The sequence below is a fragment of the Kribbella sp. NPDC050459 genome (assembly GCF_040655315.1).
Classification (GTDB): domain Bacteria; phylum Actinomycetota; class Actinomycetes; order Propionibacteriales; family Kribbellaceae; genus Kribbella.
The window spans coordinates 144,761-164,791 of the sequence record NZ_JBFAJQ010000017.1; the positions used below are offsets into that span (position 1 = coordinate 144,761).

Here is a 20,031-nt window from a genome sequence, read left to right on the forward strand (position 1 = left end):
GTTCTAGCACGAATCATTCGAACCACAAACTATTAGGCCAGCGGACTATCATGGAGCCATGGTGACGACGACGGCCCGGGACACCGACCTCGCGAGTGCGCTGGTGCAGACCATGCACCGGCTGCAGGACGTGCACGCCGAGACCAGTCGGCCGCTCGGCCTCACCCCGCAACAGGCGCACCTTCTGTGCGTGCTGATCGCCGGCCCGCTGGGCATGACCGAGCTCAGCCGCATCCTGAGCATCGAACGCTCCAGCCTGACGAGCATGGTCGACCGCCTCGAGCGCCGCACCCTGGTGGCCCGCATCCCCAGCCCGACCGACCGCCGCGCCTGTCAGATCGAACTGACCCCCGAGGGCCTGTCCCTGGCCCACGAGGCCCACAACGCCGTCGTCGACCGCATCAATACCCTGACGGCAACCCTCCCCACCACAACCCGCCAAACCCTGGCAACCGCCCTGCAATCCATCATCTGATGACCTACCGGTACGTCGAGCGCTCGGGCGCGCGCATCGCGTACCGGGTGAGCGGCGCCGGGCCGGCCCTCGTGCTGATGAAGAACAATCGCCGCCCACTGGACTATCCGGTCGTCACGCCGCTCGCACAGCGTTTCCGGGTGCTGCAGATCCATCCGGTCGGCTTCGGCGCCGGCGACCGGCCGGACGACTACGGCTTCGGCTCCGTCGGCGACCAGGTCCTCGCGGTTCTCGATCACGAAGGGATCGGCCGGTTCGGGATCTGGGGATTCTCGCAGCCGGCCTGCATGGCGGCCCTCGTTGCCAGGTCGACGGACCGTGCCGCGGCCCTCGTCATGGGCGGGGTCACACCGATCGGGTTCCCGACCGACGGCGAGATGCGCCGGATGGAACGGGAGCCTCGGCTGCCGCGGGCTGCACTGGAGTTCTGGCGGACGTACCGTTCGTACGACTGGCATCACGAGCTCCGGCTGTACGCCGGCGCCAAGGTTGCCTACCTCGGCACCGCGGACCCCGCGATCCGGCGTTTCCGGCGGCTGCGGCCGGTGCTGGAAGGTATCGGGTTCGAGTACCTGGAGTTCGACGGTCTGAATCACAGCACGTGCGGGCTGGGCGACGCGTCGGCCGACGGCCAGCGCGTCGCCCAGGTCGTTGCGGATCGCCTGCTCCGCGTTTGACTAGCGGCGGCCGCCGAACTCCCAGGGGTGTACTTCGGCGGCGTCGGCCTGGATCAGTGCGGCGGCTGCTTCCGCGGACGGGGCTTCCAGGAGTGCGGCGCGGCCGACGTGGGTGTCGCCGTCGAGCAGGTCGCCGTACATGATCAGGTGTTCCGAGGTGAGCGGGCGTGCGGCGTCTTTGGTGAGTGCCAGGTAGCGGCGTTCGGGGGTGCCGGTGAAGTCCCACATCGTGCGGCCTGGGTAGTGGTTGCGGAAACGGTGGATCTCCACGGTTTCGAAGGCGCCGGCGCGATAGTACGGCTCGTCGTACGCGAAGGATCGGACCGCCTCGTCGTCGGGCAGGTCGACGATGTGCAGGCTGCCGGTGGTCCGCTCGCCGTCCTCGGTCAGCGTCGGGCCGCGGGCGATCAGCCCGTCGGCGTACCCGTCCATGAAGGTCCAGTGCTCTTCGTTCAGAGCGACCTTGATGTCGAACCCGTCCACCGCGTCCCGGCCGTACACGAAGTACTCCATAGGCAGACCCTACGGACCAGCCGGGGCACGGTGGTGGGGAGGCGCGTCAGCCGTTCGTGGCGAGGTGGAAGCGGAGGATGGTGTCGTAGTCGATGACCTCCACGCCGGCGGCCGGGGTGACCGGCTCGTGGGAGGAGACGATCAGGACCTCGCGCGGGTCGGCGACGTCGACGTCGTACTTCGACTTCACCTGCGCGCGGTTCTCCGCGTTCTTCAGGTACTCGGCGTACTGCGCGAGCTCGGCCGCGCTGTCCTGCACCGGCGTACGGAAAACGCGGCGCCGCTTCTTTCCGTTCACGGAGTCGACGACCGGGAGCTCGAGCCGCCCGACGATGTGGCTGCCGTCGGAGCGCTCGAGGATGAAGTCCGGGTGCAGGTCGCCGAGCGCCGGCCGGCGGACCAGCTTCGTCGCGTCGAACGCCGACAGCAGGATGCCCTCGTGCTTGTCCAGGAAATCGTCGACGCCGCTGTCCTGCAGGCCGTGCGCGAGGTAGGTGCTCTCGAACGCGTCGGCCTTCAGCGCGGCCGGGTCGATCGGCAGGCTGATCGTGCCCACCGGGTCGAGGTGCGGGCGGGAGTTGATGTAGTTCCGCAGGAAATCGAGGTACTTGTCGGCCGGTTCCGACCGGTGGATCGCCAGCGCGAAGAACACCCAGTGCGCCCGCAGCGAGTCCCCGGACGTCTGCACGAGTAGGGCGCGGTCGAAGGTCGAGTAGTTTCCGGGCGCGAACCGCAGCAGCTCGTCGGCCGGGCCGACAAGCTCTTCGCCGAGCATGTTTCCGGCCTTCGGAAACTGCTCGACCAGCGTTTTCCGGCCGGCCTCGGTCGCGATCGTCGCGTCCTTGAACCAGTTCTGCCCCTGCAGGTTCGCGACCACGGTGCGGCCGCCGCCGAGCCCGAAGTACTCCTCGATGCTGCCCACCTTCTGCCGCCGGACCTCGAGGCTGCGGTACTCGCGGCTGAGGCCGACGAGCTCGAGGATGTTCCAGTCCGGCGTCTCGGTCAGCACCATCATCCGCGGGAACAGCATCGGCCCCGGCAACTCGCTGCGGTGACTCACCGGCAGATGCCCGGCCACTCCCTTGAGGTGCTCCCCCCAGAACTGACCGTTCACCTTCACGAACTCGGTGGGTTTCATCGTTCTCCTCGCTCAGACACTCCGTCGCAACCTTCAACTCCCGCCCGAGCCGACCCTATTCCCTGCGGTCCGAGGCCGACGAGGCCGTTACTCGCCCAGGAGGATGTCCTGGAATCCGACCTGGGAGGTGTGATTCAGCCCGTTGAAGACCGCCGGCACCTTGCCGTACGACACCATCGCGGTGGCTGTGCCGTTGAACTTGCTGAAGCCGTACTGGTAGCCGGCCTGGGTGTCGTGGTCGACGGCGATGATGACCGTCGGGCCGTTGACGCCGCACTTGTTGACGGCCAGTGACTCGAACGCCGCCCACCCGGACTTCCGGACCAGCTCCGCCACCGGCTTCGCACCGGCCGCGACCGGGATGTGGATGGTGTAGAGCGCGCCGGCCGTCGTCGTCATCAGCAGGGTGTCGTACGTCCGCTCCTCGCTGATCATGGTCATCGCCTTGAAGCCCCGGAAACCGGCGAACGAGCTCGCCGACCGGTAGCCGGTGCCATTCGGGGCGTAGCGGTACAGGTTGCCGTTGGTGTTCAGGCCGTACAGGTACGCGGGCCGGGCTCCCTTGAGGGGATAGTTCGAGGTGGCGATGGACTTGAAGCTCCCCCAGCCGGTACCGACCCGAACCGCCTTCGACTGCCACGGACGCGGCCCCGAGAAGACGGTCGTCTGCCGGTACAGGTTCGAGCCCAGCAGGAACAGACCGAAGGCGTAGTACTGCGTGCCCGTGGCGTTCCACGCCAGGTACCACCTGTCCATGTAGCGGCTGGCGAAGAACTTCGAGTACACGTACGGCGGCGTCACCGGGGTCGGCGGCTTGTGCGCGGTGATGTCGACCGTGTCCACGACGTTCGCCTTGGTAGGCCAGACGACCGAGTCGTAACACACCTGCGCCGCAGCGGCGGGCGCCGCAGAAGCAGTGGTAGTGGTGCCGACAGCCACCAGTCCGAACGCAGCCAGAGCAAGCACACAACGCCGAAGCTTCATCGACAGTCCTCCCCAGAACACCTGACCGGACGCCCGACCCTACACATCAACCCGTGAGTAACAGACGAACCCGCCCCAACCGCCGAGCGAAGCGAAGGCGCAGGCGTACCGGCGGTAACTGGCAAACCCGACCCCAACCGCCGGGCGAAGCGAAGGCGCAGGGGCGCGGGTGGCGGAGCCCCCGCCCGCGGCAAGCGAAGCGCAGCCGCACAACACGACGAAGGCGAGGCGGTCAGCGCAGGAACTGCGCGACACACCTCGCCCATCGCCTTCGTGGCGGGTGCAGGGTTCGAACCTGCGTAGGCATACGCCGACAGATTTACAGTCTGCTCCCTTTGGCCGCTCGGGCAACCCGCCAGGGTGCTGCCGGTTCGTGAACCGGCGTGGGAGACGATACAACAGGTAGTGGCCCTGACAGCAAATCGGAAAGGAAGTGCCCATGGCTTCGGAGTCCTCCTTCGACATCGTGAACAAGGTGGACCGTCAGGAGGTGGACAACGCCGTGAACCAGGCGGCGAAGGAGATCAGCCAGCGGTTCGACTTCAAGAACGTCGACGCCGGGATCAAGTGGTCCGGTGAGGCGATCGACATGCAGGCGAACACCGAGGAGCGGGTGAGCGCCGTCCTGGACGTGTTCAAGGACAAGCTGGTGAAGCGGCAGATCTCGCTCAAGGGGCTGCAAGCCGACGAGCCGAAGCTGTCCGGGAAGATCTACAAGATCAACGCCACGATCGACGCCGGGATCACGCAGGAGAACGCGAAGAAGCTCTCGAAGCTGATCCGCGACGAGGGCCCGAAGGGCGTGAAGGCGCAGATCCAGGGCGAAGAGCTGCGGGTGTCCAGCAAGAGCCGCGACGACCTGCAGGCGGTCCAGTCCCTGATCAAGTCCCAGGACTACGACTTCGCCGTCCAGTTCGTGAATTACCGCTGACGCGCCCTGCCCGGTAATCGGTTCGCTGCGGACCTGTTTGCCGGGCATGCTGGCGGTGTGGGTGAGACGTTGCTGCGGAAGTGGTTGCTGGCGGACTTCGGGCTCGACGTGGTGGAGCTCACACCGGTGGCGGAGGGCGCGGATATCGCCGCGCAGGTGTGGCGGGCGAGTACGGCGACCAACGTGTACGCCGTGAAGTGGAGCGGCGCGGGGACGAACACGGGGCATCAGGTCGCGGCGTTTCTGGCCGATTCCGGGCTGCCCGGCGTACCGGAGATGATCCGGACCGTCGAGGGCGGGTTGTGGAGCGTGCACGCGAAGAAGCGGTTGACGATCACGCCGTGGATCGACGGGCCGCGGGCGGCGCGGACGGGGCTGACGGACGAGCAGTGGTCCGAGTACGGCGCGTTGCTGCGGCGCGTTCACGACGCCGAGCCGCCCCATCGGCTGCGGGACGCGCTGCCGAAGCACAGCCATATCGACGCGCGGACGCCGGCGCTCGCGGCGGAGGTGCGGACGCGGCTGGAGACGCCCGAGGGTGAGGTCGAGGAGGAGCTGGCCGCGGTGTGGAAGCAGTACGACCACATCATCGAGGACCTGCTCACGAACCGGCCTCCCGCGCCGGCCGGCCCGCGGGTCGTCTGCCACGGCGACCCGCATCTGGGCAACGTCCTGATCCGGGACGGGCTGCACCTGATCGACTGGGACGACGTCATCTTCGCGCCCCGCGAACAGGACCTGATGTTCATGCTCGGCGGCATGGGCGACGTCGGCCCCACCACGACAGGCCAGATGGACGCCTTCCTGGCCGGCTACGGGCCCCACACCGTCGACCAGGAAGCCGTCCACTACTACCGGCACGTCAGAGCCTTCGAAGACGTTGTCGGCTGGTCCCACCAGGCCATCACCGGCCCGGAGGAGCCCTATGCGCTCCAGGTGACCAAAGGCATCCTCACGACTGGCCTAGCCGCCCTGGCCGTCCAGTAGCGACCCACGCCGCCACCTGGCTGCCCAACGCCTCGCCGTCGAGCATGGAGTGGCGAAAGTGCAGGCCGGCCAGGATCCGGGCCTCACGGACGTCGCTGCGTACTGCGGCCAGGTTTGCATAGGAGCGGGTGGTGTTCGTGACCAGACTGCTCATCGTCAGAGGGACCCTGTCCGTGTGGAAGAAGGCCTGCAACGCACCTGTCACGCCCGCGGTGAGGCATGCGTGGCCGGACGGGTACTCCGGGTGGTTGACGTTCAGCAGGGCCTGCCACGTCGGATCGGCCTGAGTACGACGGTTTCCGTCGGTGTCGGCGCGCTGGATGGCGTGGACCGGCCGCCACGACAGGTAGTGGAACTTGGCGTCCCAGCAGGCGATGACCGCGTCGCCGGCCGAGACGTGGGCCAGCGCCAGCATCTGCGCGGCACTGCCCAGCGAGAGGTGCCGGTCAGAGGCCAACTGCAGCAGCGCCCGGCCCCACTGCTGAGCCGTCTGCTCGGACCAGAACATCGCCGTTTCCGTCTGGGCCGCCGTACGCGTCGGGCTGTCCTTGCGACCCACTGAAGCCACCTCCGCGACGTCACGCGCGTAACGCTTACTGACCAGCGGATACGGCCCGTCCGGGCGGAACTGCGCACGAGAGCGCAGCGCGAGCGGCCTGACCTGCGTGAGCACGATGTCGACAGGAGGTGTCGCGGCCGTCGGCTCCCACACGCCTGGACCTGGTGGGGCCTGCACGTAGGGCACGGTGTTGCTCAGGCCGTCGCCCGCGCGCCACGCGAGTACGCCCGCCGCCACAGTTCGGCCCAGCTGGACACCCCGCGTCTTCCCGCCCCCGTCCGGCACGCCGGCCAGGTAGTCGGCGTACGTCGTTTCCAGCCCGGGTGACGGTACGCGGGCCCGCAGTACGTCGTACGCCGCGGTGGCGACCGCGGCCGCGGCGGACGCTTTCCGCTCCGGTCGTACGGCGACCTGGAACGGCCGGCCGTACCCGAGCCCGGCCACGGTGTCGGCGATCGCCACGTGCACGATGCCGAGCAGTACTTCGGAACTGGCCGGTGGGCGCCCCGCGACGATCACCTGCGTGGCGTACCGGCTCCAGTCGAGCACCGGCGCCGCGTCCACCCGCCCGGCGCTCGCAGGTGCGACGACGGAACCTGCCAATGCCAACGTGCCGGTGATGAGCAATACGGCTGGGCGAAACAGCAATCTCATGACGTTCCCCTCCGAACAGCGGAACAGCACGGCGCCGCCCCACGCGGCTAGCTCACCGCGGCCGATCGCTGACAGCCATACGACGTTCGCCGTATTGCCATCGGCCGGATCGGCCTAGCCTGGGGAGGGGGAGATGGTCATGACTGTCACCGAACGCGATCTGCGTCAGATCCTCGACGTCGTCGACTCCGGCCGTCGGGCTGATCCTGAGGAGCTGTTCCCGCGCGAACTGCTGGCCGCGCTCGCCGAACTGGTCCCGGCCGAGGAGATCAGCTTCCAGGTGAGCCGTCCGCTGGACCGCGCGGTTGTCGCGCTGGAGGAGTTCGGCATCGTGCCGGACCCGCTCCCGGACGGCTGGGAGGAGCTGTTCTGGCGGTCCTACTGGGAAGGTGAGACCTGTTGCCGGCCGCAGCTCACCGGCGACTACCAGTCGGTCTGGAAGGTCTCCGACTATCTGTCCGGCCGCCAACTGGCGAACTCGATCGTCGGTGAGTGGTTCCGCGTCCTCGGTGCCCGCCACGAGATCGCCGTACCGCTGCCGGTGCGCGGCGCAGAGGACCGCCGGATCCTGCTGTTCCGTGCCACCGGCCGCGACTTCACCGAACGCGAGCGGCTGCTGCTCACGATGCTCCGCCCGCACTTCATCGAGGTGCTCCGCGCGCACGAGCGTCGCCGAGCCCGTGTCCCCGACCTGACCACGCGCCAGCTGCAGTTACTCCGGCTGGTCGCCGACGGGCACAGCAACACCCAGATCGCCCATCGCCTCTTCGTCGCCGAGGGCACCGTGCGCAAGCACCTGGAGAACATCTACGAACGGCTCGGCGTCACCAGCCGCACCGCCGCGGTCGCGACCGCGTTCCCCCGCACGCACTCCAACTAGACGTGCCGGAGCCAGATGTTCGGTTCGACGTACCTGCCCGTGCCGGCGTCGCGGTCGATCTCGAGCGTGGTGAGGCCGTCGGGAATGGTGTAGGTGCCGGAGGACGGAAACTGCATTCCGGTCCATTTCTCCCAGTCGGCCACCGAGCCGGTCATCGTCTGTGAGGCCGGAGCGGGCGCCAGGAGGGTGGCGCCCAGGCGGACGTGGGTGCGCAGCCAGGGGTCCAGCGGCAGGCCGTCCTCGCGGGTCCAGGTCATGAAGGTCTCGATCGGAGTCAGCGGGTAGCGCGACTTCAGCGTCGGGCGGACCGGCGCGATCACCTGCCCGAGGCCGGAGGCGACGGCGCGGTCGCGAACGGCGGTGATGACCCGGCCGGCGTGGCCCTGCCCCTGCTCGTCGGAACGCACGGCGGCCGCCATCAGCACGAACGTGTTCGGTACGACGTTTTCCTCGTACTCCGTGACCGACCGCGCGAGCGAGTCCGTGAACCCGCCGGGCAGGTCCTCGACCGTGCCGTCCCACGCGAGCAGCACGCCCCAGCAGCCCGCGATCAGCCGCCGGGTCTCGTCGACGAAGTAGAACTCCCAGTCGCGGAAATACTCGAGCCGCCGCTCGCGGAACGGCTTCACGCCCTCGTCGTGGAAGATGAACTCCGGCCACTCCTCCACGAACCGCTGCCCCGCTTCTTCGTCCAGCTCGGGCGCCGCGGCCACCGGGATCAGTTCGTACATGCCCCGGACATTAACCACCCACCCGTTCACCGGCCACCGCTTTCCCCCGGACGGCGCGCGGTGAGGTGCCGAGTTCGCGGTGGCAGGTCTTGTTGAAGGCCTGCAGGTCGGGGATGCCCACTGACGCGGCGATCGCAGGGATGGACAGGGTGGAGGAGACGAGCAGGTGGCGGGCCCGGGTCATGCGCCGGCGCCGGATGTACGCGATCACCGTGGCGCCGGTCTCGGACCGGAACAGGCGGGTCAGGTGGTTGTGGGAGACGCCGGCCACCCGGGCCAGGCCGGGGACCGTGAGCGGCTGGGCGAGGTTGGCCTCGATGTGCGCGATCGCGGTGGCGACGGCCGGATGCCGGGTCTCGGCGGTCGCGGGCGTGAGCTCCGCGATCCGCCACAGCGCGCTCCAGACGTCCGCGGTGGTGCGGGACGAGCCGGACGGGGAGGACTCGATCGCGGAGCGCAGCAGCCCGGACAGCAGCGGCGCGGCCTCGCCGGCGTCCTGGACGACGGGGACCGACGACGGGACGCCCGCGACGACCGGCCGGAAATGCGCGTAAAGATGCTCGGAACGCCCGCGGTAGTCGAACTGCACCTGCGTGCCCGCGGGGGTCAGCGAGACGTAGCCGGGCGCGACGGAAAACGTCGTACCGAGCAGGGTCAGCTCGGCCGAGTAGTTGTAGAGGTGCAGCTGCCACAGGTCCGGCAGGCGGAAGACGTCCCGCAGTCCGCGCACGCCGTGGATCCCGGCGCCGACGTTCAGCACCTCCGGGGGTTGCGTGAGGTGCAACTCGACCATGGTGAGAATTTACCAGCAGTGGTGAACACAACCCACGCGAGATCACGCTTTCCGTGCCTAGCCTGGAGGAGTAGCAACCACCACCCCACCATGGGAGTTTCCATGCCCCATCCGCATCGCAAACACCTGCTCACCTCGGTACAGATGGCGCAGTTCGTGGCCACCGGCGCGCTCCGGATGGACGCCGTCGTGCCGGACGAGATGAACCAGCAGGCGATCGAGGTCCTGAAGGCCGGCATCCCGGGGGTCCCGTACGGCACCCCGCTGTCGGAGGCGTTCGTGGACAGCGACTTCGTCCAGCGCCTGGTGCAGCTGCCCGAGGTGGCCGGCGCGATCCACAGCCTGGTCGGCCCCGAGCCGACCGTCGACCACCACGCGGTCCACATCCGCAAGGCCCACGAGGGCGAGGCGCAGAACCTGCACGGTGACGCGATCATCGACGTCCGCACCGACGCCTTCGACGTCCAGCTGATGTACTACCCGCAGGACGTGACGCTGGAGATGGGCGGCACGCTCAGCGTCCCCGGCAGCCACCTGCGCCGGACCAACGAGTCCGACACCGGCCGCTACCAGAACCTGCTCGGCCAGACCCGCCTGGTCTGCCCGGCCGGCACCGTCCAGTTCCTGCACCACGGCATCTGGCACGGCGGCCGCAAGAACGACAGCGAGATCGACCGCTACATGTTCAAGATCCGGTTCAACCCGACCGTCCGCCAGGTGCGGCTGTGGAACACCGACGATCTGTACGACGACCAGGTCGCGGCCGAGCTGGAGCAGAACTTCCCCTGGTACGAGAACGCGACCGGCCGGCTGGAGCGGTACAACCGCATCATGCTGTGGCGCGCGATCAGCGGCGACGACACCTACGACCCGAACTACTGGGTCACCCGCGTCTCGAACCGTCCGCAGCGCGTGGTGACCGACCGCGCGAACAACCCGCACGCAGCGAAGAAGGAGATGGCATGACCGCCACGGCAGAGACCCCACAGGTGACCGGCCTCCGTCAGCAGGTGCTGGTCCTCTACCTGGCCTCCTCGGCGCTCGACGCGCGCGTGGTCGGCTGGTCGGTGTACGACGGCACGGGCGAGACGCACCCGACGACGGGTGACAGCGACGTACCGCCGTACGAGACCGGGCTCGACGCGCTCAAGGACGGCTGGCGCCTCTTCCAGGCGGCCCAGCTGAACCCGCCGTACCCGGGGCACGAGTACGACGTGTCCTTCCTCAAGCACGAGTTCTTCTTCGAGAAGCTCGTCTAGACCGGCAGGACGCACACCGGCTTCGGCCATGCGGCCGGCTCGCCCGCCTGGGTGAGCCGGCCGTCGGCGATGGTGAAGGTCGCGATCTGACCGGACCGCTCGTTCGCGGCGTACAGCGTGTTCCGGTCGTTTCCGAAGGCGAGGTGCCGCGGCCAGTCCCCGCCGGACCCGATCGTCTGCACCAGCTCCACGCTCAGCCCGTCGGCCGCGATCGCGAGAACCGCGATCGTGTTGTCGCCGCGGTTCGATCCGTACAGGAACCGGCCGTCGGCGGAGATCAGCAGCTCGGCCGGGAAGTTCTCGCCGGGCGAGTCGGCCGGCCGGGTGGACACCGTCTGCACGATCGTCAGCTTCCCGTCGGCGTAGCTGCAGACGGTCAGCGTCGAGTCGAGCTCGTTGATCACGTACGCCGCGGCCGCCGTCGGGTGGAACACCAGGTGCCGCGGCCCCGCGCCCGGGTGGATCCGCAGCCGGTCGACCTCATGCAGCGCACCGTCCTCGCCGAGTGTCGACGAGTAGACCGTGTCGGACCCGAGGTCGACGTCGAACACGTACTCACCGGCCGGGTCGAACGCGATCTGGTGTGCGTGCGGTCCCTCCTGGCGCTCCGCGTTCGGTCCGGTCCCGGACCGCTGCACGAAGTACGCCCGCTCACCGAGCGAACCGTCCTCGCGCACAGGGTGCACGGCGACGGAGCCTGAGGTGTAGTTCGCCGAGAGCAGGAACCGGCCGGACGGGTCGATGTCCAGGTGGCACGGGTGCATGCCGCCGGTGGACTGCTGGTTGAGCAGCTCGAGCGCGCCGTCCGCGCCGATCGCGAACGCCGAGACCTTACCGTCCGGCTCCTCGTTGGTGGCGTACAGGAACCCCCCGTCCGCGGACCTGACCAGGAACGACGGGTCGGCGACCGTCGCCGCCGTCTCGATCCCGTCCAGCGGCCCGAACGCGATCCCGTCCCCGCCGCCGGCCTGACTCGTGTAGCTCCCGACATAGATCCGCTCAGAGGTCATGGCTCATACCCTGCCAGGTCAGGAGCCGACGGGCACACCTCTGTCCATCCCGTAGAGCGCGGACCCCCAGCCGAGGTCGGAAACGAGAAGCTGCCAGCCCAGCCGCCGGTACAGCCGCGGTGCCGGCCGGTCGTCGGCGTACGTCGTCAGCAACGCTTTCCGGTTCGGGAGGTCCCGCATCAGTTCCTGCATCAACGCGGTCCCGAGGCCTTGCCCTTGGGCAGCGGGCAGGACGGCGAGCTCGACGACCTCGAAGTGCCCACCGATCCACTCCGCCGCGAGTTCGGGACCGATCGCCGCCGCGACTCGGTCCGACCACCACTGCCCGAGGTGTCCGGTGAAACCGTAGGCGAATCCGGCAATCGGGCCGCTGCCACCCATCACGCCCGCGACGTCGAGCGAGCCGACGCCGTTGCCGGCGGGCGGTGTGCCGACAGGACGCGGGAGGCGCGCGACGACGAGTTTGAAGTCGTCGCGAGCGGCGTGGGTCGGCAACTGTTCGCCGGCGAACCGCTGGGCGTCGGCGCGCTCGTCGTCGTACCCCGGAGCACCGAAGGCAGCCGCGAACACCTCGCCGAGCTCGCCGGCGACATCGTGAGCGGCAACTCGGTCGAACACGTCGATCACCCCGCTTAGCCTAGGTTCCTATGGATACCGAGGCGTTCCTCCGGCGAGTCGGACTCAGCGGGTACGACGGCCCGCCGCGGCTGGAGGGTCTGAATCAGCTGCATGCGGCGTACGTGGATCAGGTGCCGTACGAGACCGTGCAGTACCAGCTCGCGCCGGGTGGCGCGTTCGAGCCGGAGGACGTGGCGAAGCGGATCGTCGCGCGCGAGACCGGCGGGTACTGCTTCCAGCTGAACGGGACGTTCGCGCTGCTGCTGACCGAGCTCGAGTACCGCGTGCGGATGCACCGGGGCGGCGTACAGACAGTCAACCGGCCGGGCGACATCGACGGCAGTCACATGGTGCTGACGGTCAGCGGGCTGGTCGAGGACCCGGAGCGTTGGTGGCTCGTCGATGCGGGCCTCGGCGACGGTCTGCGCCATCCGATGCCGTTGGAGACCGGCGAGGCCGAGCAGTACCCGTTCACGCTGCGCCTGCGCCCGTCGGAGAAGACCGACGGCTGGCGACTCGACCACGATCCGCGCGCGAACCTGATCGGCATGGACTTCGAGTCGGCCCCGGTCTCCCTGGACGCGTTCGCCGCCCAGCACCGGCAGCTTTCCGCCGACCCGGCGTCCCCGTTCGTGCGACTCGCCTCCGCGTTCCGCCGGACACCGGAATCCGTTGTCGTACTACGTTCCGTCGGGCTGAGCGAAACGTTTTCCGACCGGGTCGACAACACTCTGCTCGAGACCCCCGCCGACTACTTCGCCGCCCTCGCGGATGTTTTCCGCCTGCCCCTGCCGCACTACTCCGCAGCTGACCGGGACGCGCTGTGGCGTCGCGTCTGGTCCCAGTACGAGGACTTCGTCAGGTCGCAAGCGCGAACATGATGCTGGGCAGGACCGAGAGGACGGCGGCCACTGCGGTGCACAGTGAGAGCATCGTGACCGCTGGGGTCTCGATGTCGACCGAGAACGGGTCGTCGGCGGGCAGGCGGAAGAGCTCGGCGATCCAGCGCAGGTAGACGGCGAGGCCGATCATGACGTTGACGGCCATGACGATCGCGAGCCAGCCGAGGTGGCCGTCGATCACGGCCTGGAACGCGGCGAACTTCGTGAAGAGACCCGCGAGACCAGGCGGAAGTCCGGCCAGGACGACCAGGAAGAAGATCAGGGCGGCGGCCAGACCGGGCTCGGAGCGGACCATGCCGCGGTAGTCCGTGAGCAGTCCCCCGGGGCGATGGCGCTGCACGACGGCGACCGCTCCGAAGGCGCCGAGCGTGACGACGACGTACGCCGCCAAGTACCCGACGACGGCCTGTGCGTCGTCGACGGCGAGCGGCGCGAGCAGGAAGCCGACCTGCCCGATCGACGACCACGCGAGCAGTCGCACCGCCTCGACCTGACGGAGCGCGGCCAGGTTTCCGACCGTCATCGTGACCGCGGCGAGGATCGCGACCACGGTGCGCAACTGCGAGCCGTCCGGCGCGATCCCGGACGTCACCAGCACCAGGAGTCCGGCGACACCGGCCGACTTCGACACCACCGCGAGGAACGCGGTGACCTCCACCGGCGCGCCGACGTACGTGTCCGGCAGCCAGGCGTGGAACGGCACCGCCGCGATCTTGAACGCGAACCCGACGATCACGAACAGCCCGGCCGCGAACGCCACCCGGGCCAGGTCCGGATCCAGCCCGGTCAGCCGGTTCGCGATCGTCGACAGGTACAGCGAGCCGGTCACGCCGTACACGTAGGAGATGCCGAACAGCATCACGGCCGTCGACAGCACCGACACCAGGAACGCCTTCATCGCGCCCTCGGAACCGCGCCGGTCCCGGCGCAGCCCGACCATCGCGAAGCTCGGCAGCGACACCACCTCGAGCGCGATCACGAGCGTCGCCAGGTCCCGCGCGCCGGCCAGCACCGTCGCGCCGGTGAGCGCGCTGAGCAGCAGGAAGTGGTACTCCCCGATCGGAATGTCCGCGGCCAGCAGGCGGTACGTCGACAGGCCGGCGACGCCGAGCCCGCCGATCAGCAGCACCGCCCACAACCCGGCCGTCAACGGCTCGAAGACCAGGCTGCACTGCGCCGGCCCTTCGACCGCAGGCCGGCAGAACGCGGGCTTGAAGTCGTCGCGCTGCGCCCACGCGAACACGAGCCCGAACAGGATGACCGCGCTGGTCAGCAAGGTCACGACGGTGTGCCGCAGCTCGGCCGAGGCACTCTTCCAGAAGCTGTCGACCAGCAGTACGGCGACGGCGCCGATCGCCAGCACCAGCGGTACCGCGATTGCCTGCCAATCGGTCCATGTCAGGGTCATGGGGCCTCCCGCCCTGGACTGAGGAGCGGAGGGAGCGAAGCGACCGGAGCGACGAGGGAAGGGCGGGAGTCACAGCCCCATGACCCGCCGCGCGGCAGCGCGGCATTCAACGCCGTCACAGGGCACCCCACTGCTGGAGGAGGAGGCCGGGCCAGACGCCTAGCAGGACGGTCAGCGTGACCAGCGGCGCCCAGGTGATCAGCTCGATCCGGCTGAGGTCGACCGCGAAAGCGGCCGGCGGGTTCTCGGCCGGGTCGCCCTGGCACAGGTTGCGGACCAGCCGCAGGAAGTACGCGGCGGTCAGCACCGTGCCGAGTCCGGCGATCACCATGAACACCAGGAACGTCGTCCGCGGCAACCAGGCGGCCGGGTCGTAGGCGCCGAGCAGCACCAGCATCTCGCCCCAGAAGCCGGCCAGCCCCGGCAGCCCGAGCGAGGCGAGACACGCGAACGTCAGCAGCGCGGCGATCCGCGGCAACCGGGCGTACAGGGCCCGGCCGATCGCGCGCAGGTCGCTGGTGTCGTGCCGGTCCTTGATCGCTCCGGCCAGGAAGAACAGCAGCCCGGTGATCAGCCCGTGCGCGATGTTCGCGAACAGCGCGCCGCGCAGGCCGGCCGGGGACATGGTCGCGATGCCGAGCCCGATGAAGCCCATGTGCCCGACGCTCGAGTACGCGATCAGCCGCTTGACGTCGGTCTGCGCGAGACAGGCCAGCGACCCCGCGACGATCGCCACGGTCGAGAACGCCCCGAGGTACGGCGCGATCGTCGCCGTCGCGTCCGGCAGCACCGGGACCAGGATCCGGATCAGGCCGTACGTCCCGAGCTTCAGCAGCACACCGGCCAGCAGCACCGACCCCACCGTCGGCGCCTTCGCGTGCGCGTCCGGCAGCCAGATGTGCAGGGGCCAGAGCGGCACCTTCACGGCCAGCCCGACCGCGATCAGTACGGCGGCGGCCAGCGGGACCCCGTGCCCGCCGGCGACCGGCGAGTTGGTCAGCGCGACGATGTCGAACGTCCCGGTCACCCGTTGCACCAGCAGGAAACCGAGCAGCATCAGCGCGGAACCGAACACGGTCATCAGCACGAACGTGGTCGCGGCGCGTTTCCGTCCGGCCGGGTCGTGATGGTCGCCCCAGATGTCGATGACCAGCCACATCGGGATCAGCACGATCTCGAAGCAGACGAAGAACAGCACCAGGTCCATCGCCGAGAAGGTCCCGATCACGCCGGTCTCGATCACCAGCAGCAGCGCGATCAGGGAACGGGTCCGGCCGATCCGCGGCGTGATCTTCAGCGAGTACAGGCAGCACAGGAAGGTCAGCAGCGCCGTCAGCACGATCAGCGGCACCGAGATCGAGTCGACGCCGATGTGGAACCGGACGTCGAGGGACGGGATCCACGGTACGTCGATCACGGCCTCGAGCGGGTGGACGGCGTCGCCGAGCAGCTGTTCCTGCGCGGGCACATAGGCGAACCATCCCCCGGTCCGCGGCCAGAGGATCAGTGCCCCGACCAGCACGAGCCCGGAGATCACCGACCCGTACGCCGCCGCGAGACGGTCGCCGATCGCGGCCGGGATCGACCACAACGCTCCCGCGGCCAGCGCCGGCAGCACGAGGATCGCCAGCAGGATCGCGTTCACGAGCCGATCACCCCCGCGAGCACGGCCAGCGCGACCGCGCCGATGACGGCCGCCGTCAGGTAGGTCTGCACGTTCCCGGTCTGCAGCCGGCGGAACCCCTGCGACGCCAGCGTCCCGGTGCGGCCGGCCGCGCGGACGTACGCACCGATGACGTCGCGGTCCCCCGCCACGGTCAGCTTGGCCAGCCACCGCACGGGCACGACGACCAGACCGTGGTACGCCGGGTCGACGCCGAACTCGCGCTCGAACACCACCGGCCGGGGATCCGCCCCGCGCCGCCACAGCGAGTACGCCGGGAGCGCGCCGAGCAGCACGAGCGCGGTCGAGACCAGCCCGATGACCCAGCTGAGGTGCACGCCGTCGACGTACCCGAGCACGATCGAGGCGACCGCGAGCAGCACGAGCGGCGCCAGCATCACCCACGGCGCGTCACGGAGCTTGGAGGTGTCGGGCTCGTCGAGGTCGGCCGCCGCGTCACCGTCCTCGAACGCGCCGATGCCGCCGGCCAGCGCCGGGGTCCGGAAGAAGGTCCACAGCCACAGCCGCACGCAGTAGAAGGCCGTCAGCGCCGCGGTCAGGCAGACGGACAGCAGCACGACCCACCCGACGACCGACCCGTCGTGCGCCTGTTCCCAGGCCGCCTCGATCACCGCGTCCTTGGAGAAGAACCCGGCGAACCCCGGGACGCCGGCCAGCGCCGCGAGACCGACGCTCATGGTCAGGAACGTCACCGGCAGCGCTTTCCGCAGCTTTCCGCGGCGCGTGTAGCGGCGCAGGACGACCAGGGCCGCGCTGCCGACCTGGTGCAGCAGCACTCCCGCGCAGAGGAACAGCAGACCCTTGAACGCGGCATGCGTGACGAGGTGGAAGAGCGCGGCGTGCCGGCCCTCGGCCGTGCCGAGCGACAGCGCGGAGAACATGATCGCGAGCTGGCTCACCGTCGACCAGGCGAGGACGCGCTTCACCTCGACCGCGGCCGACGCACAGAGCGCGGCGACGAGCATCGTCACGCAGGCGACGATCGCGAGCACGGTCAGTGTGGTCTCGGACGCGGCGAAGACGTCGTAGAGCCGGGCGATCAGGAAGACGCCGGCGGCGACCATCGTGGCCGCGTGGATCAGGGCGCTGACCGGGCTCGGGCCGGGCATCGCGTCCGGGAGCCAGGTCTGCAACGGGACCTGCGCCGATTTGCCGACGACCCCGACGAGCAGCAGCAGCGTGCCGGTCGTCAGCACCCCGGCGGAAATCCGCGCCGGATCGAGTTCGGAAATCCGGAACGTCCCCGCGCCGACACCGAGCACGAAGATGCCGAACAGGAACCCGACGTCGGCGAACCGGGTCATCAGGAACGCCTTCACTGCGCCGGAGCGGGCGTCCCGGCGCTCCCAGTAGTGGCCGATCAGCAGGTACGAGCAGGCGCCCATCACTTCCCAGCCGATCAGCAGGAAGAACAAGCTGTCCGAGACCACGACGGTCACCATCGCCGCGGTGAACAAGGTGACCAGCGCGTGGTACGACGCCGGGCGCTGGTGCAGGTACCCGAGCGAGTAGACCTGGACGCAGGTCGCGATCACGCCGACGACCGCGAGCATCAGGACCGTCAGGTCGTCGGTGCGGACCGCGAAGCCGATGGTGAGGTCGCCGACCGGCGAGTCGAGGAACGCGACCTGATCCGGGGCAGCGCCGTACAGCAGGGCGGCGAACAACAAGATCAGCAGCGAGAAGGCCACACCGGTGACGCGCCAGACCGTCGCGATCATGGCCGCTCCACCAGGTCACGGGCCGCGTCGGCGTCGACATGGCCGTGGCCGCGGAACAACAGCAGCACGATCGCCAGGCCGAGGCCGATCTCGGCCGCGGCCAGCGTGATCACGAAGATCGCGAGCGTCTGCCCGGTGGCCTCGTCCACCCGCCAGGCGTCGAAGGCGACCAGGTTCAGGTTGACCGCGTTCAGCATCAGCTCGAACGACATCAGCATCGTGATCACGTTGCGGCGCGCGAGGACGCCGTACACACCGATGCAGAACAGGACGACGGCCAGCAGCAGCGGGAGGATCAGCGGCACCGTCAGTCCTCCTTCTTGCGCTGCGACAGCGCGATCGCGCCGATCAGCGCCGCCAGCAGCAGCACCGACAAGACCTCGAACGGGAGCACCCAGTTCTTGAACACCTGGGTGCCGATCGCCGTCGCCGACCCGCCGGTCACCGGCTCGATCTTCTCGTTGCCGAAGGCAAGAACCACGCCGGCGCCGAGGATCAGCGCGAGCACCGCGGCGACCACGGCCGCGAACGGGCTGCGCCCGGTGGTGAGCTCCGGCAGCGGATTCGTCGGCGCCTTCGTGAGCATCAGCGCGAACAGGACCAGGACGACGATCGCTCCGACGTACACCAGGATCTGGACCAGCGCGACGAACTCGGCGTGCAGCGCGCCGAAGCAGCCGGCGACGGCGCCGAGCGCGACCACCAGCCAGAGCGCGGCGTGCACGATCCGGCGGGAGACCACCACGAGCACGGCCGCGGCCACCGCCACCGCGCCGGCAACGGAGAACAGGACTGTGGTCACGCGTCGTCCCCGGAGTCCGGACCGGGGTCGATCGGCTGCGGCGCCGGCACCGTCCACATCCAGTCGCGGAGCCGGTCCTTCTCGTGGGTCAGGTTGCGGATGTCGGTCTCGGCGTACTCGAACTCGGGCGACCAGAACAGCGCGTCGAACGGGCAGGCCTCGATGCAGATCCCGCAGTACATGCAGAGGCTGAAGTCGATCGCGAACCGGTCCAGCACGTTCCGGCTGCGCTCCCGGGCCTGCTCACCGACCGACGGCGCGGTCTCGGTGTGCGAGTCGATGTAGATGCACCAGCTCGGGCACTCGCGGGCGCACAGCATGCAGGAGGTGCAGTTCTCCTCCATCAGCGCGATCACGCCGCGGCTGCGCGGCGGCAACTCCGGCTGGACGTCCGGGTACTGCTCGGTGACGGAACGACGGGCCAGGGTCCTCGCGGTGACCTTCAACCCCTCGACCAGGCCCTTGCCAGGCAGTCCCACGCTCCACCTCCGGTCTCTTAGCAGGACATTAGCCGATCTGCACGCCTTACAGCTCGCGTTCTAGGCGGGCCGCGACCTGGCGGTACCGGCTGACCGGTATCAGGTGAACGCCCTCGAAGGCCCCGGAGTCACGGATCTTCAGGATCTGCTCGCAGGCGTGGTCGACACCGGCGTCCCGGTCCCGCTCCACCGCGTCGACCAGCTCGGCCGGGATCGTCAGCTGCGGCAGCCCGGCGAGATTGCGTGCCATCCGGGCGGACGCGAGCACCATCACCCCGGCGTACACCGGGATGTCGAGGTCGACCGACGCGCGCCAGCGCAGCAGTTCGTCCAGGTCGTAGCTGACCTGGACGTAGAGGAAATCGGCCTCGGCTTTCCAGCGCGGGACCTTCGACAAGCGGGTGGCGGCGCCGACCTTGAACGGGGCACAGCCCGGGTACGTCGTCTCGCGGGTCTGCTCGATCATCCGCCGCACGGTCAGCTGACTGGTCCGCGCACCTTCGGCCGGGTCGTCACCGTGCACGAACAGGAACTGCTCGACGCCGTACGCCGCCGCGGTCAGCAGGTCGCGCCGGAAACCGAGCAGGTTCCGGTCCCGCGAGTTCAGGCAGGCGATCCCGCGTGCGCCCATCAGCTGCACCTCGTTGGCGACCGCGACACTCGACACGGTCGCCCGCCCGATGTGGTTGTCCGGGATCAGGAAACCGTCCGCGATCGGACTCATCACGCCGATCTGGTGCCGCACCTTCTTCAGGTCCGGCCGCGTCGGAGGCTCCACCTCACAGATCAACTCGAACACCCTCGGGACCCTACCGAAGGTGCACGC

22 protein-coding genes, 1 tRNA gene and 1 pseudogene are annotated in these 20,031 nt (G+C 69.2%); 8 read left to right on the forward strand and 16 right to left on the reverse strand.

Translation table 11 applies throughout. The features are described from left to right. Positions 1-58 precede the first annotated feature (58 nt). Together AB0I12_RS37930 and AB0I12_RS37935 are read left to right on the forward strand one after the other, a co-directional pair. Entirely contained in the window at positions 59-475 is a 417-nt protein-coding gene (locus AB0I12_RS37930; RefSeq protein ID WP_359939732.1) for a MarR family transcriptional regulator, read from the forward strand. Then, positions 475-1,152, forward strand: coding sequence for an alpha/beta hydrolase (locus AB0I12_RS37935; RefSeq protein ID WP_359939735.1), 678 nt, complete (start codon positions 475-477; stop codon positions 1,150-1,152). The genes AB0I12_RS37930 and AB0I12_RS37935 overlap by 1 nt, the downstream gene beginning before the upstream one ends. Here AB0I12_RS37935 and AB0I12_RS37940 read toward each other — a convergent pair whose 3' ends face one another. The 4 genes from AB0I12_RS37940 to AB0I12_RS37955 all read right to left on the reverse strand — a co-directional run bounded on the left by AB0I12_RS37940 (position 1,153) and on the right by AB0I12_RS37955 (position 4,144). Continuing rightward, entirely contained in the window at positions 1,153-1,665 is a 513-nt protein-coding gene (locus AB0I12_RS37940) for a YciI family protein (protein WP_359939738.1), read from the reverse strand. A 46-nt stretch (positions 1,666-1,711) separates the two neighbouring features. Beyond that, entirely contained in the window at positions 1,712-2,803 is a 1,092-nt protein-coding gene (locus AB0I12_RS37945; protein WP_359939741.1) for a hypothetical protein, read from the reverse strand. Between the two features lie 87 nt (positions 2,804-2,890). After that, entirely contained in the window at positions 2,891-3,787 is an 897-nt protein-coding gene (locus AB0I12_RS37950; protein WP_359939744.1) for a hypothetical protein, read from the reverse strand. Positions 3,788-4,061: 274 nt separating this feature from the next. Continuing rightward, positions 4,062-4,144: transfer RNA gene (locus AB0I12_RS37955), tRNA-Tyr, on the reverse strand. Between the two features lie 82 nt (positions 4,145-4,226). Between AB0I12_RS37955 and AB0I12_RS37960 the strand changes: the two genes are divergently transcribed. Both AB0I12_RS37960 and AB0I12_RS37965 read left to right on the forward strand, forming a co-directional pair. After that, on the forward strand, positions 4,227-4,718 hold the full coding sequence (locus tag AB0I12_RS37960; protein ID WP_359939747.1) for a YajQ family cyclic di-GMP-binding protein: 492 nt from the start codon (positions 4,227-4,229) through the stop codon (positions 4,716-4,718). A 57-nt stretch (positions 4,719-4,775) separates the two neighbouring features. Next, positions 4,776-5,705 (forward strand): phosphotransferase, encoded by a 930-nt coding sequence (locus AB0I12_RS37965; protein WP_359939750.1) that lies wholly within the window; start codon positions 4,776-4,778, stop codon positions 5,703-5,705. On the opposite strand, the gene AB0I12_RS37970 is transcribed toward AB0I12_RS37965, so the two are convergent. After that, positions 5,671-6,918 carry a vanadium-dependent haloperoxidase gene (locus AB0I12_RS37970; protein ID WP_359939753.1) on the reverse strand — a complete coding sequence of 416 codons (1,248 nt, stop codon included), beginning with the start codon at positions 6,916-6,918 and terminating at the stop codon, positions 5,671-5,673. The genes AB0I12_RS37965 and AB0I12_RS37970 overlap by 35 nt on opposite strands. Positions 6,919-7,057: 139 nt before the next feature. Between AB0I12_RS37970 and AB0I12_RS37975 the strand changes: the two genes are divergently transcribed. After that, positions 7,058-7,798: a response regulator transcription factor gene (locus AB0I12_RS37975; protein ID WP_359939756.1), complete on the forward strand. Its 741-nt coding sequence runs from the start codon at positions 7,058-7,060 to the stop codon at positions 7,796-7,798. Here the strand turns inward: AB0I12_RS37975 and AB0I12_RS37980 are convergent. Together AB0I12_RS37980 and AB0I12_RS37985 are read right to left on the reverse strand one after the other, a co-directional pair. Beyond that, the gene (locus AB0I12_RS37980; protein ID WP_359939759.1) at positions 7,795-8,529 is read right to left on the reverse strand and encodes a hypothetical protein; all 735 of its coding nucleotides are present in this window, start codon (positions 8,527-8,529) and stop codon (positions 7,795-7,797) included. The genes AB0I12_RS37975 and AB0I12_RS37980 overlap by 4 nt on opposite strands. Positions 8,530-8,539: 10 nt before the next feature. Next, a complete protein-coding gene (locus AB0I12_RS37985; protein WP_359939762.1) occupies positions 8,540-9,322 on the reverse strand; it encodes a helix-turn-helix domain-containing protein in 783 nt (260 codons plus the stop codon). A gap of 102 nt (positions 9,323-9,424) precedes the next feature. On the opposite strand from AB0I12_RS37985, the gene AB0I12_RS37990 reads away from it, so the two are divergent. Then, positions 9,425-10,288 (forward strand): phytanoyl-CoA dioxygenase family protein, encoded by an 864-nt coding sequence (locus AB0I12_RS37990; RefSeq protein WP_359939765.1) that lies wholly within the window; start codon positions 9,425-9,427, stop codon positions 10,286-10,288. Continuing rightward, positions 10,285-10,581, forward strand: a complete 297-nt coding sequence (locus tag AB0I12_RS37995) for a hypothetical protein (RefSeq protein WP_359939768.1) — start codon at positions 10,285-10,287, stop codon at positions 10,579-10,581. The genes AB0I12_RS37990 and AB0I12_RS37995 overlap by 4 nt, the downstream gene beginning before the upstream one ends. Here AB0I12_RS37995 and AB0I12_RS38000 read toward each other — a convergent pair. Both AB0I12_RS38000 and AB0I12_RS38005 read right to left on the reverse strand, forming a co-directional pair. Continuing rightward, the gene (locus AB0I12_RS38000) at positions 10,578-11,591 is read right to left on the reverse strand and encodes a lactonase family protein (RefSeq protein ID WP_359939771.1); all 1,014 of its coding nucleotides are present in this window, start codon (positions 11,589-11,591) and stop codon (positions 10,578-10,580) included. The two genes, AB0I12_RS37995 and AB0I12_RS38000, sit on opposite strands and share 4 nt — an antisense overlap. A gap of 18 nt (positions 11,592-11,609) precedes the next feature. Next, the gene (locus tag AB0I12_RS38005) at positions 11,610-12,218 is read right to left on the reverse strand and encodes an N-acetyltransferase (protein WP_359939774.1); all 609 of its coding nucleotides are present in this window, start codon (positions 12,216-12,218) and stop codon (positions 11,610-11,612) included. A gap of 20 nt (positions 12,219-12,238) precedes the next feature. Here AB0I12_RS38005 and AB0I12_RS38010 point away from each other — a divergent pair, with 20 nt between their 5' ends. After that, the gene (locus AB0I12_RS38010; protein ID WP_359939777.1) at positions 12,239-13,090 is read left to right on the forward strand and encodes an arylamine N-acetyltransferase; all 852 of its coding nucleotides are present in this window, start codon (positions 12,239-12,241) and stop codon (positions 13,088-13,090) included. On the opposite strand, the gene AB0I12_RS38015 is transcribed toward AB0I12_RS38010, so the two are convergent. From AB0I12_RS38015 to AB0I12_RS38045, 7 genes and pseudogenes are all read right to left on the reverse strand, one after another. Next, positions 13,068-14,519 carry an NADH-quinone oxidoreductase subunit N gene (locus AB0I12_RS38015; protein WP_359939780.1) on the reverse strand — a complete coding sequence of 484 codons (1,452 nt, stop codon included), beginning with the start codon at positions 14,517-14,519 and terminating at the stop codon, positions 13,068-13,070. The two genes, AB0I12_RS38010 and AB0I12_RS38015, sit on opposite strands and share 23 nt — an antisense overlap. Positions 14,520-14,634: 115 nt before the next feature. Then, positions 14,635-16,164, reverse strand: a complete 1,530-nt coding sequence (locus tag AB0I12_RS38020; RefSeq protein ID WP_359939783.1) for an NADH-quinone oxidoreductase subunit M — start codon at positions 16,162-16,164, stop codon at positions 14,635-14,637. Further along, entirely contained in the window at positions 16,161-17,924 is a 1,764-nt protein-coding gene (locus tag AB0I12_RS38025) for an NADH-quinone oxidoreductase subunit L (protein ID WP_359939786.1), read from the reverse strand. Before AB0I12_RS38025 ends, AB0I12_RS38020 begins: the two co-directional genes overlap by 4 nt. Further along, on the reverse strand, positions 17,921-18,229 hold the full coding sequence (nuoK, locus tag AB0I12_RS38030; RefSeq protein WP_355482322.1) for an NADH-quinone oxidoreductase subunit NuoK: 309 nt from the start codon (positions 18,227-18,229) through the stop codon (positions 17,921-17,923). Before nuoK ends, AB0I12_RS38025 begins: the two co-directional genes overlap by 4 nt. Before the next feature lie 2 nt (positions 18,230-18,231). Next, entirely contained in the window at positions 18,232-18,726 is a 495-nt protein-coding gene (locus AB0I12_RS38035) for an NADH-quinone oxidoreductase subunit J (protein WP_359939789.1), read from the reverse strand. 122 nt (positions 18,727-18,848) lie between these two features. After that, positions 18,849-19,070: pseudogene (locus AB0I12_RS38040) on the reverse strand (4Fe-4S binding protein); the annotation flags it as partial. 181 nt (positions 19,071-19,251) lie between these two features. Beyond that, entirely contained in the window at positions 19,252-20,004 is a 753-nt protein-coding gene (locus AB0I12_RS38045) for a methylenetetrahydrofolate reductase (protein ID WP_359939792.1), read from the reverse strand. Positions 20,005-20,031 lie beyond the last annotated feature (27 nt).

Excerpts from the sequence above, each read along its gene's own strand:
- AB0I12_RS37930 (WP_359939732.1), top strand. The coding sequence starts at position 59 with ATGGTGACGACGACGGCCCGGGACACCGACCTCGCGAGTGCGCTGGTG.
- AB0I12_RS37935 (WP_359939735.1), top strand. The coding sequence starts at position 475 with ATGACCTACCGGTACGTCGAGCGCTCGGGCGCGCGCATCGCGTACCGG.
- AB0I12_RS37940 (WP_359939738.1), bottom strand. The coding sequence starts at position 1,665 with ATGGAGTACTTCGTGTACGGCCGGGACGCGGTGGACGGGTTCGACATC.
- AB0I12_RS37945 (WP_359939741.1), bottom strand. The coding sequence starts at position 2,803 with ATGAAACCCACCGAGTTCGTGAAGGTGAACGGTCAGTTCTGGGGGGAG.
- AB0I12_RS37950 (WP_359939744.1), bottom strand. The coding sequence starts at position 3,787 with ATGAAGCTTCGGCGTTGTGTGCTTGCTCTGGCTGCGTTCGGACTGGTG.
- AB0I12_RS37960 (WP_359939747.1), top strand. The coding sequence starts at position 4,227 with ATGGCTTCGGAGTCCTCCTTCGACATCGTGAACAAGGTGGACCGTCAG.
- AB0I12_RS37970 (WP_359939753.1), bottom strand. The coding sequence starts at position 6,918 with ATGAGATTGCTGTTTCGCCCAGCCGTATTGCTCATCACCGGCACGTTG.
- AB0I12_RS37975 (WP_359939756.1), top strand. The coding sequence starts at position 7,058 with ATGACTGTCACCGAACGCGATCTGCGTCAGATCCTCGACGTCGTCGAC.
- AB0I12_RS37980 (WP_359939759.1), bottom strand. The coding sequence starts at position 8,529 with ATGTACGAACTGATCCCGGTGGCCGCGGCGCCCGAGCTGGACGAAGAA.
- AB0I12_RS37985 (WP_359939762.1), bottom strand. The coding sequence starts at position 9,322 with ATGGTCGAGTTGCACCTCACGCAACCCCCGGAGGTGCTGAACGTCGGC.
- AB0I12_RS37990 (WP_359939765.1), top strand. The coding sequence starts at position 9,425 with ATGCCCCATCCGCATCGCAAACACCTGCTCACCTCGGTACAGATGGCG.
- AB0I12_RS37995 (WP_359939768.1), top strand. The coding sequence starts at position 10,285 with ATGACCGCCACGGCAGAGACCCCACAGGTGACCGGCCTCCGTCAGCAG.
- AB0I12_RS38000 (WP_359939771.1), bottom strand. The coding sequence starts at position 11,591 with ATGACCTCTGAGCGGATCTATGTCGGGAGCTACACGAGTCAGGCCGGC.
- AB0I12_RS38010 (WP_359939777.1), top strand. The coding sequence starts at position 12,239 with ATGGATACCGAGGCGTTCCTCCGGCGAGTCGGACTCAGCGGGTACGAC.
- AB0I12_RS38015 (WP_359939780.1), bottom strand. The coding sequence starts at position 14,519 with ATGACCCTGACATGGACCGATTGGCAGGCAATCGCGGTACCGCTGGTG.
- AB0I12_RS38025 (WP_359939786.1), bottom strand. The coding sequence starts at position 17,924 with ATGATCGCGACGGTCTGGCGCGTCACCGGTGTGGCCTTCTCGCTGCTG.